This window comes from Paraburkholderia bannensis NBRC 103871 (assembly GCF_000685015.1).
In the GTDB taxonomy this organism is placed as follows: Bacteria; Pseudomonadota; Gammaproteobacteria; order Burkholderiales; family Burkholderiaceae; genus Paraburkholderia; species Paraburkholderia bannensis.
The window spans coordinates 39928-54404 of record NZ_BAYA01000027.1 but is presented as its reverse complement, the minus strand read 5'-3'; the positions used below and the strand labels follow the sequence as shown (position 1 = coordinate 54404).

Below are 14477 nucleotides of genomic sequence, written 5' to 3'. Positions count from 1 at the left end.
AGCAGGCCGTTTCAGTAGGCAAGATGCACGACCGGCCCCTGCGCGTGCGCGAGCACGTCGGCGCCCGCGTAGGGCAGTGCGATCCACTGGTGAGCGGCAAAGCGCCGGATCTGGTCGCCGAACCAGGGCGATTGCGTGTCGGTGGCCTGGCCGTAGGTCAGCAGGGCTTGCGCAACCGGGCCGTTCGCGTCGAAGCCGACGAGCTGGATATAGCTGCTGCCGGATTCGATTTCGCCAAACGGACGGCGGTCGAAGCGGGTGCCCGACGAAACCACGTTGTAAAGGCCGTCTTCGCCGGGGCCGCCATCGAGTGCGATGCGTTCGTTGCGCAGCGTCGAGTACTGGAAGTTCGCGAGCGCCGCGTCGAGCGGCATCTGCGCCGCGCGCATGTCGGCGGCGGCGTCGCGCAGCGCGGCCATGACCGCGTCCGATGCGGCGGGATTGAGCCCGCGTGGCGTGGCCATCGGCGCGTTGCGGTCGAACGGCACGGCCCAGAGCGAATCGGCGTGGGCGAGTCGCGCCCACACCAGCCGGAACAGTGGCGCACCACGGCTGGCGGCATCGGCGCGACCGTCCCAGCGCGCCAGCACGGCGCAGGCCTGGGCGACGTCGCCTGCCGGATGCGCCGCCTCGCAGGTCGCCACGATCTGCGGCTTGAGCAGCTGTGCGGCGTAGACATCGGAATCGAACATCAGGCGCTCAAGCGCGGCGGTGTCGAAACGCGTGCCCGGCTGACCGTCGCGCCCCTGTGCGCGCGCTTCGATGCGCGTCCACGCGAAACGCGTGCGCAGCGATTGCGCCGAGTTTTCGGAGCCGAATACCGGCAGCAGCCCGGTGATGGGCGCAGCGGGGTTGGCGAGCCAGTAGCTGTCGTTGGAGTTGGCGACATAGTCGCTGCGTTCGAGACGCGGGTGGCGCATCTGTGCGACGTGCTGCGCGAAGATGCCGTCCGGCCCGGCGTTGGCGCCGCACGCGGCGCGTGCCCCGTCCAGCACGAAGAGGCGCGGATCCAGCAGGCAGCCCTGTGTAAGCGCGGCGTGCGCGATATTGGGCACCGTGCTGTAGTCCTCGAACAGCGTTGCGCCCGAACGGTCGGCGGCAATGGTGTTGACCCACGGCATGGCGGAATAGCGCTGCTCGGCCTGCGCGATGTCGTCCACGCGCCTGGCCGCGCCAATGGCGAGCCACTGGTCGATCATGCGCAGGTTGCTGCGGTTCATGTCGCTGAGCACGTACGCGTGCTGTGCGTCCCATTTGAGGCCCAGCGAGGGAGCGGCGATCACCGCGCCAAGCGGCGTCGTGTAGAACGCGCGCTGGCGCTTGACAAGCGTGCCGTCGGCTTGCCGCACATCGATGCTGACGAGCTTGCGCACCATGCTCGCCCAGCTATCGTCAATCCGATAGCGCATATGCGTGGGATCGGCGGGATCGAGCGCGAGACGCAGCAAGGCGAAGTGGCGCGCCGTGGTGACAGTGTGCGTCCAGGCGATGTCGCGATTGAAACCGATCACGATGACGGGCAGGCCGCCCAGCGTCGCACCCATGGCGTCGTAGCGTCCTGGCACCGTCAGATGGGCTTCGTAGAAACGATCCGGGCCGAACCATGGGAAGTGCGGATTGCCCAGCAGCAGGCCGCGTCCGTCCTGCGAGAGCGCCGAGCCGATTGCCAGCGCGTTGCTGCCCAGATCGTGCGAGGCGAGTCCCGCGATCCACGCTTCGCGCGCCTCGCCAGGCGATTGCACAGGTGGATTGCCGGCGTGGGGTGCGGACGGTTCCGGCGAAGGCGCAACGGGCGGCTGCGCCGCGAGCACGGCGGCGCGGAAATACTCGCCGGTCGCGTGAATGGCCTTTTCGGCGATCAGGCGGCGCATGTCGTCGGGCGTCATCGGCTTGACCCACGCGGCGTCGTGACAGGCCGCCGGGAGCGATTGCGCGTGTTGCGCGAGATAGCGGTTGTAGCCCGCCACATAGCCGCCCAGCAGCGCGCGCGCGTCGGGCGAAAGCGCCTCTTCACTGCGTTCGAGCGCGGCGGAATCCAGGTAGGCGCGATAAAAGAAGTCGCTTTGCTCGTTCACGAAACCCGGCGTGTACTGCACCTGGGCCGAGTATTCGCCGTGCACGCTCGGGGTGGCCGGGAGGTCGGGGCCGAAATACTTCGAGCGCTCGCCGCGCACGGTCAGAAGGTGATCCGCGAGCATGCAGATGTTGTCTTCGGCATAGGCGTAGGCCATGCCGTAACCCAGGCTGGCGAAGTCCGGCGCGCTGATGTGCACGACGCCGCCTTCGGTGCGGATCAGTTCGGCGGACGAGGGTTGCACCACGCTCCCCGCGCAGGAGGCCAGCAGCAGGCTGGCGGCGACGGCGGCGGCTAGTGGAACGATCGAAGCGAGGGGGGAGACGCACGCAAGGCGGCGGGCTGGCGGATTCAGCAGGGTCATGGGACGGGTGATGGACTTCATGCTTTGAACGGCGAGCGATCGCAAGCGAATCCGGCAGGCTCGGCGTGGGTATGGCGTGAGGGCTGACGGTGCTGCGTGCGCGGCGTGCCCTGCGGATGCGCGCAGACCAGCGTTTCGAGCATCGCGGCGCGGTCGACATCGGGCACGCGGGCGATGCAGAGAATCTGGTCGGCGCGCGAGAGATGGCGCTCGAAATGCGCGTTGACGTGGCGATCCTTCGATTGCTCCATGAGCGGGAAGAAGTCCGGCGCGACCATCGCCTGGCCGCCGAGCACCACGCCGGTCTGTTCGATCAGCTGGAGTTTGGGGCTGATCGCATGCGCGACGCGGCGCGCGAGGTCGATCATCTCGGGCGATTGCGAGGCCGCCGGAATGCGCGGATACAGATCGACGGCGCTGCCGGTGGCGGCGAACATGCTGAAGACCTTGTAGACCACCGGGTTGTAGGTCTTGGTCACGATCAGCGGCGGCACCGCCTGATCGCCTTCCGAAGCGGCGACGCGTTCGAAGAACCACGCCAGCGAGCGGCGGAATACGCCGGTGTTGCGATAGTCGTCGGCGACCATCGCCGTCCATAGATACAGAAAGCGCAGATCCGCGTTGCCCAGCCAGCGCGCGGCGATCAGCGATACCGCGCGACCGGAGTCGCGCGCGTAGGCGGTGACCACATGATCGTAGTCTTCGAAGATGGTCGGCTGCGAGCCGAAATACTGATCCACGTTGAAAGCTGGCAGGCCGCGTGCGAGATCCGCGGCGACCTGGGCGCCGCGTTCGATGCCGATCGGCTGCGCGCGCGTGTTGTATTCAAGGCGGTAACGCGAATGGACGATGGTGCCGCTCGTGTGCGCGCGGGCCGGAGCGATAGCGGGTGGATGCATGAAAGTGGCGTTCATGAGTTGGCGCCCTCCGTCGTGCCGATATCGACAGTGCGAGGCTGGGCAGGAATGCGACCCAGCGTGAAATCCGTACGCTGGGCGGGAATGGCGTGCGGCCAGCGCGCGGCCTTGTCCTTGACGAACGGTTCGAGCCACTGCGCCCAGAAACCGGCGGGCATATAGGCGTCGTCACCGAGATTGCGGCTGGGCAATTGGTCTTTCGGGTAATAGAAGGTGCCGAACACGAGATCCCAGAGCATCAACTGCGTGCCGAAATTCTTGTTGAATGCGGCGGGATGGTCTTTCACGTGATGCCAGCGATGCGTTTCGGGCGCATTGATCACGTAGTTGAGCCAGCCGAACTTCAAATCGAGATTCGCGTGGCTGAGGAAATTGATCGACGCGGAAAGAAAGCTGTTGAAAATCAGCACTTCGGCGGGCGCGCCCGAAAGCGCGAGCATGCCGTACGAACACAGACTGGTGAGAAAGAAGCTGATGGGATGACCGTAGCCCGAGTTGAGCCAGGACAGCCGGCGCAGTTTGTGATGCAAGGCATGAAAGCGCCACGCCCAGCCGTGCATCCAGCGATGGCTCCAGTACAGACCGAACTCCCATAGCACGAACGACAGCGCGACCTGCATGGCGAACGGCCAGTCCGTCGGCCACCAGAACGCCGCTCCGTTCGGCCCGCGCCAGTGCAGCACGAGCCAGCCGAACACCGCGAAAGCGACGAAGCGCCCGGTCGTGTGGCCCAGCAGTGCGGAAATGAACGTGCTGGCGATCTCGTTGAGGAACTGGTCGTCAGGCCGACGCCATGTTTTCTCGTAAGGAAGCAGCCATTCGAGCATCTGCGTGAACGCCATCATGCCGACCGTTGCCGCGTAATAGACGAGGATCGGATGCCCGGGCGCGATACGATGCAGCGAATAATAAAGGGCAAAACCGAATAGCAGATAGACGACGCCGACGCTGCGCCTGGCGGCTTCGTGCAGGGTGATCGGTAAGGACACCATCAGTAATCCTCTTTATTGTGTCGCGTGGTTCGACGCAGGGTCTGGCCTGCGCGCTGCCGTCAGGCAGCGGCGTGGCTGTCGCCGTGATCCGCGCTGGGCATGGCGAACGTCCGCGACGTCGCCGCCGCCTGGCCGCTGCGCTCGATATGGCGCCGAGTATCCCAAGAAAGCGATGAAGGAGGGAATGAACACTTCCGCGCGAACCTGTAAAAGTGTCCGGCCCGCGATAACAAACACTTTCATTCGAGCCAGCGGGCCGCGCCGCTGCAAGAAATGAGGATTGACCTATCCAGTCGGATAGTATCGGCCGCTATGGCATCAGGCTAATTTCTAGCCGCCGGGCAGTTTCTGGCGGTCGATTCAGGATAGCCAGCGCTCGACCCGATTCCACTTTCGCCGGCCATGCCGGCAGCCAGCAGTGAGACCTGTTTGCCTCGTGCAGACGGGTCGGGCTGCGCACGTCATGACGAATAATAAGGAGTGCACGATGCCCCACATCGCGGATTCGGATAAGCCATTCGGCAATCTGTTCGATCGTCTCAACGGCGCGGGTGCGAGCGGGCCGCGCGCGATGGCTTACGCCGCGCAGGCAGGCGAGGTCGATAGCCGCAAGATCCTGCAGGATGCGGCCCAGCTCGCCATACAGGTTGAGATGACAACGATTCCGCCGTATTTGACGGCGCTGTATTCGATCAAGGATCCGGCAAGCGAGGCCTACCAGACGCTGCGCAGCGTGGTCATGGAGGAAATGTTCCATGTGAACCAGGCGGCCAACCTGCTGGTCGCCATTGGCGGGCGACCGCGGCTCACGGGCGCGGCCGTGCCGGTCTACCCCTGTTATCTGCCGCATGCCAACCCGGAAAGCACACCTTTCATCGGCCTGTCGCGCGCGTCGATCGACGTGTTCCAGAACACCTTCACCGCGATCGAGCGTCCGGCTCCGCCGCATGCCGCTCCGCAGGGCTCGGAGTACGACACGATCGCACAACTCTACGAAGCGCTGATCGACGGACTAGAACGCTATCACGGCGTCACGCCCCTCTTTCAGGCCGCGCCGGGCATGCGCCAGCGCACCACGATCTATCTCGGCAAGTTCGGTGGCGATCCGGTCGAGGTGACCAGTCTCGCGAGCGCGAAGCTTGGCGTGCAGCAGATCGTGCAGCAAGGTGAGGGCAGCATCCCCGATGTCGAACCGATGATCCCGCTCAGCCCCTGGGGCACCTATAACTATTACGGCAAGCGCACCGACGGCACCTATGGGCCGATCAGCGGAACGCCTTATGAAATGTCACATTTCAAAAAGTTCCGCACGGTCGCGCTGGACACGGCCAACTTCCCCGCTACCTGGCCAATCCTTGCCAATCCGCAGCGCAGCGACCTGTCCAATCCGGTTGCGCTCAAATTCGCCGAGTTGTTCGATATCGCTTACAGCGCGATGCTCGACGCACTGGAGCAGAGCTTCGTCGATCCCGGCCAGGGCGCGCCGGATGCGTTCTTGAGCCGCGCGTTGCCGCTCATGCACAGCGTCATGCCACGGCTCGCTCGCCAGTTGATGCAGACGCCCGTTCACAGCAATGGTGACGGCAATGTCGGCCCGAATGCGGCGCCTACCTATGTCTATGAGCCAGGCGCCAATCTCGGCAAGCTCGGCGACTATCTCGAACAGGCGCGCGACGTGGTGCAGGGCACCGTGGCCGATCGCGCCGAACGCGATGCGGTCGCCCAGACGCTGACCGGCATACAGGCGGAACTGGTGCGGCTCGAAGCCGCGTCGTCCATGCATTCGGTCAATTGAGCAGTCAACTGAGACCAGGCGGAGAACCTCGATGGTTGAATACAAGATTTTTCCCGCGATCGGCGTAGCCCGGGTCGGCAATGCGCCGGAGAAGTTCTATGTCGGGCCGGAAGACTATCGCGGCCTGCCCGAAAATCCCGACGGCAGCCCATTCCAGCAGCAGGATTTTCGCGACGCAGAAGGCCGTCTGTGCCGTCAGGCCGCACGTTTTCGCGTGTACCGCATCGACAACGGCGTGGCTGAAGAAGTCACGCCGGGCCACGCTGGCATCAGCTCGATTCGCTGGACCGTGCACCTGGCCAACAAGAAGTCGTCCTGGTACACCTTCGCGCCCGCGGAAGGCGAGCATGGCTATGCGCCGAATCATCCGCTGCGCAATGCCGCGGCCGAAGACCGCCATCTATTGTTGATCGATGCCGGGCCGCGCCAGATTGCCGGTGCGAATCGCGCGGGCGTACATTTCGATCTCGCAAACGTGCCGCCCGAATATCAAGGCGCGCATTTTCCGCCGAAGCCGCTGTATCCGATGCACGATTCGATCGACACGCTCGGCGAACTGCGTACCGACGCGCAGGGGCGCCTGCTCGTGCTGGGCGGCTACGGCGTGTCCGGTTCGGCCGACCCCGACGCGACGATCAACGAATATGCCAATAACGACGGCTGGTGGGACGATACCTCCGACGGCCCGGTTGGCGCGACGCTCTTTTTCGACGATGGTTCGCATGCCGAAGCAATGTCGGCGCACGTGCTGGTGGCACCGCCCAAGTACGCGCCGGAACTGCCCAACCTGGTCACGTTGCACGACACGATTTTCGATGCGATGGTGCGCGCGGGCCATTATCCCGAGATTTACGACGGCGCCTTCTGGCGCTCGGGCGCGCAGGGCTATCTGCCGAATTTCCAGAGCGAGATCCAGCCGCTGATCGAGCGCGCGACTTTCTATCCGTGGGTCGCGGCGATTCCATCGAAACCGCACAAGTTCGATTTCGCGAAGCTTGGCGCGTTGGGGCCGGACGGCGCGGGCGCCAGCGAATTTCACGGTCTGCGCCAGTACATTGCCGATGTGCTGCGGCCGCCTTACGAAGAAAACACGCTGATCGGCAAGAGCGGCGCGACGATGATGCCGTACCTCGCGGGAGACAACTGCCTGAAGCCGGGAACGGCCACCAGCAAGTACATGCGGCTTACCGACACGCAGTATTTCTTTCTCCAGCAATGGGTGGCGGGGCACTTCGTCAACCATCCGCCTGTCGAGGCGGGCCCGCAGGCGCTCACCCGCGGCGTGCTCGACAACTGCGTGGGAGGCCCGTTCTCTCCGGGCATCGAAATGACGTGGATTTCGCGCGAAGCGGCGATCTATGCGGAGCCTTTCCGTATCCGCAATCATTTTGTTCCGCATGGGCCGTTGAGCCTGGGCTACGATCCCGCGCGCGGCATGGAGCCGGGCGACGTCACGCGCTACATGGCCGTGCCCTGGCAGGCCGATTTCAACGAATGCGCAGCGCAGCCGCTCGATGGCCGCACGCTCTGGTGGTGGCCCGCGCAGCGTCCCGAGTTCGTTTATCTCGAACCCGCGCCGCTGAAGGTCGCGGCGTTCGCCGCCGAAGCGCCGCCGCCGCCCGACCTGCACTCGGGGCGTCAGGTGCCGTGGATCGGCACGGACTTCGACCAGATGGCGCCCGACTTCATCGTCTTCCCCGACGATACCGATATGGTGCGTTACTGGAGCGGTCTGGGCTTCGTGATGGAAAAGACCGTGCAGGGCGAACAGCGCTTCGTGGAAGTCGAGCGCAGCCTGCCGCGCCCGTTCTATCCCGGCAAGCCGGACGGGCAGGAACGCAATGACCGTTGAGGTCTGCGATGTGCTGGTGGTGGGAGCAGGGCCCGCCGGCTGCGCGACGGCACTCGCGCTGGTCGGCGATTGCAGCGTCACCATGGTCGAGCGGCCGCTCACGCGCGCGTTTTCGGTCGGTGAATCGGCCGCTCCCGATACGCGAAGGCTGCTCGATCAACTGGGCGCGGCGCAGGCGATCGACTGGCGGGTGCATCGTCCGTATCACGGCAATCTGTCGTTATGGGGCGGCGAGACAGCGCGCCGCGAGCCATTCATGCTGCGTGGCATCGCCCATGGCTGGCATCTCGATCGCACGATGTTCGACCAGCAACTGCGCGCGTGCGTCCAGGCGCGCGGCGTGACGATCCACGCGTGCGGCGGCATCGATACCCTTCGAGCACATCGCGGCGGCTGGTGCCTGGGCCTGCGTGACGGGCGCGAACTGCACGCGCGCATCGTGATCGACGCGGCGGGACGACGCGCGCCACTGGCGACCCGATTTGGCGGCAGGCGGCGTCAACTCGACAAGCTCGTCGCGCTGGTCGTGCACGCGGGCGCGAGCGCTGATCTCGCTGGCTATTCGCTGGTCGAATCATGCGAGCTGGGATGGTGGTATGCGCTCGAACTGCCGGACGGCCGCACGCTCGTGGCGCTGATGACCGATGCCGATCTTGCGCGAACCCATGGACTCCATGCATTTGACGCCTACGCCGCATCGTGGCGTGCGACGCGCATGCTGCGGCAGCATGTGCCGCTGCCTCACGCGCCGTTGCAGGTGCATGCTTTCGCGGCGCATAGCGGCTGCGTCGATCGCGCTGGGGGAGCGGGGTGGCTCGCGGTCGGCGATGCGTTGATGGCGCTCGATCCGCTAACCTCGTCTGGGATCGCAGGCGCACTGCGCGACGGGCTGAATGCGGCCCCCGTCGTCAGGGACATGCTGGACGGGCGCAGCGAAAGCGCTCGCGACTATGCGGCGCTTGCCGACACCGCTTTCAGGCGATTCGTGGCGGAACGCCAGCATCACTATGCATCCGAATTACGCTGGGCAGATCGAGCGTTCTGGAGCCGCCGCCGCGTTTGACAATAAGTGACTTTTGCCGATCTTCTGTGAGGCGAGCCTGAGTCTGCCGGGCATTAAATAATATGGATTCCGAAACAGATCGCCTGTTTACAAAGATAGGTGCCGAATATCGATGCACGAGCGTTAGAGTTCAAAAAATTGACGACGCAATGGGATGAGTGCGAGTCAAAAAAAGGAGACCGTCAGTTCGAGAGTAGATCGCCCTGTAACGGCGCGTCTACGCCTCACCGGTTAAGGCGAATATCCAGGCTTGCCCGGATAGATGCGGACTACTTTGTCATTTGCAGTTCCCTTTCATCACAGTCGTCTCCGCTGCGCAGTACAGCGAGTCGGAGCAAAGTCAGATCCAGCACAATCAGGGCAGCGGGCTGTGGCCGTTCTATTGTTCCGGGGGCTCGGGCGGTTCGAGCACCAGTGCGGCATTTGACAAGGATGGACGGATGACGGTGAACATCACGAGCAAGGCCAATGTTCCCGTGGTCATCGGTTGTATCGTGCTCGCGGCTGCCGCGTACCTCGGTCACGAGGAGCAAGCTTCGAAGCTGTTGACCCGCCAGTTTTACGGTTGATATCAACACGCTGAGCGTTCCCTGAAAAACGCCTTCCTTATCGGTCAAGGAGGGCGTTTCGCAGCCTCGGTGTCCCATTCGAATTGCGCACACGAATTGTCTGCAATTTAAAAAAGGGGGAAATCATGACGTCGTTCGTCGATTTGCAGCAAGCATTTTCAAGGGCTGAATTTACCTCGATCGGTATCGATTCAGCACGAGGGCAGGTGCTGCAGCCGGCCGCCGTATTGAGCGACGACGATAACGATCTATGGTCGTACCTGGATGTCCTTCCCGCACGATCGCCCGTTTTTGCGCCGACTGGCCGCGAGACGTTTTTTGACGCCTATTCTGCTTTAATCAATTCGCTCATCGCGGGAACCAACCCGCTTGATCCGATCAAGTCTGCGAAACAACGCCTGAGCGCATGGGGCACCAAACCTGCAGCATGGAGTGCTGGAACGGCGGCCCTGAGCAAGCAACTTCAGGCGGCCCCGTCTGTCAGCTTTGACTTCTCCAACGACGAAGTTCCCGATCCGCCATTCTGGGGTCTGTGGACAGACAGCTTGCCCGCAAGCAGTCCGAGTGACCTGTTCGCGTCTGGCGATGTCTCGGGACAGTTCAAGTTGGCGCATTCGGTTTTCTTCGCACCCACGCCGTCGTCAGATTGGTATGTATCGTCTGCGCTTTCGCTAGCTTATGCCAGGAAGTCTGGACTTCCGTGGAATCCCGACTCGCCGATCACCTGGGAGACGACATTCGGCGCAAATGGCAATATGCAGCGATTAGTGGGCGGCCTTTGCATCGCCTCCGGTGTCAGTCTGCAATATTCATCGACCGCAATATTCAGCAAGGCCGACCAGATCCGGATCATCGAAGCCGGCGCCCAAGGGATATGGCCGTATTATTTTTGTCATGATGATGCGGTGACAAAACTGCGATTCGATCACGACGGGAAGATGAATGTTAGCGTGGTGTGCAGCGCCAGTAAGGCTGTCGTTTTTGCGGCCTCTGTTTTGACTGCATCTGAGTATCTGGGCGGTTAAAATTCTGCGCCGGGCAGATCACATCGCGATATGAGTACCGCGATACCTGCCAGCCTCATAGCGCACCATTTAACATAATCTTAATTATCGCAGTTTTGAATGTTGCGGCTCTTTAGAAATGTCCGGTTCCAGCCCTGACTGACGCGCATGCTGGCGCGACGTGTCGATCAGGGGCGAACCACCGATGCCCTGGCGCTCCCGCGCAGCTACGCGCCAGCCCCAATTTTCAGCATATCCACAGCCGCCGAATACAGCGCTTCGTTTGCCACGAACACGATCAGCGCATCGCCGCTATTGAGCTTTTCGCTCTGTGCGCGAAGCTGTTCGGCGACGCGCTCAATTGAATCGAGCACGACGATTCCGATTTCGCCAGGCGTTTGTACGTGGTCGAGATCGCTGAGTCTGGTCACGCCGTCGCCATAGCGGATATCGACGAGAACTTCCCCGCATGGAAGGCTGCATACGCGCGTTCGCTCACCGCCGTTGCGGCGGGAAACAAACTGATCGGTCATTGTAGGTCTCTCAGGTTTTAGCGTGTCGCCGTTCATGATCGACGGCGTAAAAGGACGGTAATCGCCGCCAGGACTTGCTGCAACTACGCTAAATCGCTACAGCCAACACTTCAGCGACGAATGTGCTAGATGAATCATTCGAATAACGCGTCCCTGGCCCCAGAAATCCGCTTAGCCTGTTCCTTCGTATATGACCAGAACAAGGAGAACTTCGTAACGCGAACGCACACGGAAATGCACGCGTGTGCACGGAGATTGCCAGCATGATCGACGCGCTCTGCGCCCTTGCCGCCCGTGTGCCAGGCGCGCTTTCCCATCTCGGGCGAGCGCGAAAACGGTGCGCTGCAGCGCTGGCCCGACTGCTATACGTGACCGCCTGCCTGACCCTGGCCGCATGCACGAGCGGAACGCCGAACCCCAATCCGCGCGCCGCGCTGCCGCTACAGAGCGTGCCGGTAGACCTGCCGCGCTACATGGGCCGATGGTACGTGATCGCGAATATCCCGTACTTCGCCGAGCGCGGCTTCGTCGCAAGCCGCGCGGAATGGACGCTGCGCGCCGACGGTCGTATCGACGACGTTTTCGTCGGACGTAAAGGCGGATTCGCTGAACCTGAGCGGCGCTACCAGTTTCTCGATACCGTCAAACCGGGCAGCGACGGCGGCGAGTGGAGCGTGCGACTCTTCTGGCCGATCCACGTGACGCAGCTTACGTTGTATGTCGATCCCGATTACCACTACACCCTCCTCGGCTATCCGGGCAAAAAGCTCGGCTGGATTTTCGCGCGTCAACCCCAGATCGACGACGAGCAATATCGCGCCCTGCTGGCGCGACTCGACTCGATGGGCTACGACACGTCGCTATTCAGGCGCGTACCGCAAATGCCCAGCCAGGTCGGTCAGCCGGGATTCGCCAGGCCGGATGGCGGAGACTGACGCGAACCGCCGCATGCACAGCGGCAATCGACACGTGCGAACCTGAATTGCAAAAACGCACGACTGCCATGCAGTTTCACGCATTCGCAACGCGGCGCACGCGGCTTACCATCGGCGCGTCGCTCACCATCCCCGCTATGCGAATGTCGAACTTTTCACTGATCCTCGTCGTTTCCATGTTGAGCGCCTTCGGCCTCATCGCCTCCGATGTCTACCTCCCGGCCATGCCCGCCATGGCGCATCAATTTGCCGTCGGCGCCTGGCAAATGCCGCAAACGGTTTCCGCTTATCTGATTGCGCTGGCCTGCGCGCAATTGTTCTACGGCCCGCTTTCCGATCGCTGGGGACGCAAACCGGTGCTCTCTGCCGGGATCTTGCTGTATGTCCTGGGCTCGCTTGGCTGCGCAAGCGCCAACGGGTTCACCAGCTTTCTGGCGTGGCGCATGCTTGAAGCGCTTGGCGCCGCCTCGGGCCTCGTGATCGGCCGCGCGATCATCGCCGATACCTGCGACAAGAAGAGTTCCGCGAAGGTATATAGCGTCGTCTATCCGCTGGTCTCGCTCTCGCCCGCGCTGGCGCCTGCGATTGGCGGCAACCTGGCCGCGTGGTTCGGCTGGCGCAGCGATTTTCTGTTCGTCGCCGCGTTCGGCCTGCTCGCCTTCTGCCTGGTGCTGGCACGCCTCAAGGAGACGCGCGTGGCCAGCGCATCGCACCAACTCATGAATCCCTTCGCGGGTTTCGCCGACGTCCTGCGCGACCGCGCATTCGTGCGTTACACGCTCGTGGTCTGCGCGATCTATTGCGCCTGGTTCATTTACCTGACGCAGTCGCCGTTCATCTTCTCGGGATTTGGCCTGTCCGAGCAGCAAAGCGGCTGGCTGTATCTGCCGCTCACGTTCGGCATCATCTCCGCCAATCTGGTCTCGCGCCGCCTGCTTGACCGGGTCTCGTACGATTCGATTGTCGTAGTCGGGGTCGCGTGTTTCGTTGCGGGCGCAATTGCTTTCATCGTATTCCAGTATTGGGACATGGCGCACGTCTTCACGATCGTGCTGCCCATGTTCCTCGTGAGCCTCTCGAACGGTTCTTCCCTGTCGCTTGCGGTTTCGGGTGCGATCGCAAGCGAACACGGACGGGCGGCGACGGCTTCCGGGCTGGTGGGCTTCTTCCAGATCGGCAGCGCTTCGCTCGCGGCGGCCGCAGCAAGCGGCCTGCTGGGCACCGGCAGCCATGTGCTGGCGATCGGCGTGCCATGCTGCGCGCTGGTCGCTGCGCTCGCGATCGTGCCGCGCTGGTACGCCGCGCGGCGCACGTTGATGCTCCGCAAGGGCGCCTGGCGCTGATCGCTGCGCGGGCAATGCACCCGCGCGCCTTGCTTACGTCAATGACACCCTAGCGCAATCGCTCGAAGGACTCGTCAATCGCATCGATTGCCGCGCGCACCCGCGCGGCGCGATTCAGGTCGCCGTGCAGCACGAGCCACACCTGATAAGGACGCGCGCGCGATTGATCAGGCCAGACGCGCACGAGCGTTTCATCCGTCCTGGCCATATAAACAGGCAATTCGCCAATGCCAATGCCCGCACGCACGGAGGTCGCCAGCATGAGACTCGAACTGACCTCGGCGACGACGCGCCCGTTGGTCGTCGGCTCCCCGCAAATGGACGCATCCTGGTTGCGCGTGATCGAAGGCTGATACATCACGAGGTCGTGGCCGTCGAACGCTTTGCCGCGTTCGGGTTCGCCGCGTGCAGCGAGATATTCGCGGCTCGCGAACAGACCGACCTCCCATTCCGCCAGCTTGCGGCACACGAGATCGGGATTTTCGGGGCGCACCGTTCGAATCGCGAGATCGGCGTCGCGCCGCGCGAGATTCAATACCTGGATCGACGTACTCAAGACCACCCGGATCGCAGGATGTTGCACCCGCAACCGTCGCAGTGCAGGCAACACGAAATCGACGGCGAGCGAATCCGTGGTGGTCACACGCACTTCGCCTTCGAGGCGGTCGTCGGCGCCCTGCGCGCGGCGCTCGAATTCGCTGGCCGCGTGCTCCATGGCCTCTGCCGCGGCTATCGATTCCTCGCCGATTGGCGTGGCCACGAAACCCGTCGATGTCTTGAGAAAGAGCTTTGCGCCGAGCGCTTTTTCTAGCGCCGCAAGCCTGCGACCCACCGTAGCCTGATCGACTTCCAGTCTGGCGGCGGCCTCGCGCAGCGTGCCGGATCGATGCACCGCCAGAAATACCCTTGCGTCATCCCAGTTCATGTCGTTCTTTCTTCCAACTGCTTCCAGCATTTTTTCACGCGATTTTACGTGTTGAATTTTGTGCGCTCAATCTCGATATCCTCGACTTCAATCTCTTGCAATCCAGTCGCG

Annotated in this window: 12 protein-coding genes; 7 read left to right on the top strand and 5 right to left on the bottom strand. The window is 63.1% G+C overall.

Annotated elements, in window-relative coordinates; translation table 11 throughout:
- Positions 1–11 precede the first annotated feature (11 nt).
- The 3 genes from BBA01S_RS30090 to BBA01S_RS43375 are packed head-to-tail and all read right to left on the bottom strand — an operon-like array spanning position 12 to position 4347.
- Complete coding sequence (locus BBA01S_RS30090) at positions 12–2459, bottom strand: penicillin acylase family protein (protein ID WP_167336056.1); 2448 nt, start codon at positions 2457–2459, stop codon at positions 12–14.
- Positions 2456–3352 carry a hypothetical protein gene (locus tag BBA01S_RS47665; RefSeq protein ID WP_052391952.1) on the bottom strand — a complete coding sequence of 299 codons (897 nt, stop codon included), beginning with the start codon at positions 3350–3352 and terminating at the stop codon, positions 2456–2458. The genes BBA01S_RS30090 and BBA01S_RS47665 overlap by 4 nt, the downstream gene beginning before the upstream one ends.
- On the bottom strand, positions 3349–4347 hold the full coding sequence (locus tag BBA01S_RS43375; protein ID WP_052391951.1) for a sterol desaturase family protein: 999 nt from the start codon (positions 4345–4347) through the stop codon (positions 3349–3351). The genes BBA01S_RS47665 and BBA01S_RS43375 overlap by 4 nt, the downstream gene beginning before the upstream one ends.
- Before the next feature lie 487 nt (positions 4348–4834).
- Between BBA01S_RS43375 and BBA01S_RS30075 the strand changes: the two genes are divergently transcribed.
- From BBA01S_RS30075 to BBA01S_RS30055, 5 genes are all read left to right on the top strand, one after another.
- Entirely contained in the window at positions 4835–6142 is a 1308-nt protein-coding gene (locus BBA01S_RS30075; RefSeq protein WP_042298123.1) for a ferritin-like domain-containing protein, read from the top strand.
- 31 nt (positions 6143–6173) lie between these two features.
- Positions 6174–7994, top strand: coding sequence for a LodA/GoxA family CTQ-dependent oxidase (locus BBA01S_RS43370; RefSeq protein WP_052391950.1), 1821 nt, complete (start codon positions 6174–6176; stop codon positions 7992–7994).
- On the top strand, positions 7984–9057 hold the full coding sequence (locus BBA01S_RS43365; protein ID WP_052391949.1) for an NAD(P)/FAD-dependent oxidoreductase: 1074 nt from the start codon (positions 7984–7986) through the stop codon (positions 9055–9057). Before BBA01S_RS43370 ends, BBA01S_RS43365 begins: the two co-directional genes overlap by 11 nt.
- A gap of 281 nt (positions 9058–9338) precedes the next feature.
- Positions 9339–9626, top strand: a complete 288-nt coding sequence (locus BBA01S_RS30060) for a hypothetical protein (protein WP_027819687.1) — start codon at positions 9339–9341, stop codon at positions 9624–9626.
- A gap of 125 nt (positions 9627–9751) precedes the next feature.
- Entirely contained in the window at positions 9752–10651 is a 900-nt protein-coding gene (locus tag BBA01S_RS30055) for a hypothetical protein (protein WP_027819686.1), read from the top strand.
- Between the two features lie 206 nt (positions 10652–10857).
- Here BBA01S_RS30055 and BBA01S_RS30050 read toward each other — a convergent pair whose 3' ends face one another.
- A complete protein-coding gene (locus BBA01S_RS30050) occupies positions 10858–11163 on the bottom strand; it encodes a hypothetical protein (protein ID WP_027819685.1) in 306 nt (101 codons plus the stop codon).
- Positions 11164–11426: 263 nt separating this feature from the next.
- On the opposite strand from BBA01S_RS30050, the gene BBA01S_RS30045 reads away from it, so the two are divergent.
- Complete coding sequence (locus BBA01S_RS30045) at positions 11427–12098, top strand: lipocalin family protein (RefSeq protein ID WP_084162642.1); 672 nt, start codon at positions 11427–11429, stop codon at positions 12096–12098.
- 143 nt (positions 12099–12241) lie between these two features.
- On the top strand, positions 12242–13441 hold the full coding sequence (locus tag BBA01S_RS30040; RefSeq protein WP_027819683.1) for a multidrug effflux MFS transporter: 1200 nt from the start codon (positions 12242–12244) through the stop codon (positions 13439–13441).
- 49 nt (positions 13442–13490) lie between these two features.
- Here BBA01S_RS30040 and BBA01S_RS30035 read toward each other — a convergent pair whose 3' ends face one another.
- Complete coding sequence (locus tag BBA01S_RS30035; protein WP_027819682.1) at positions 13491–14366, bottom strand: LysR family transcriptional regulator; 876 nt, start codon at positions 14364–14366, stop codon at positions 13491–13493.
- Between the last annotated feature and the right edge of the window lie 111 nt (positions 14367–14477).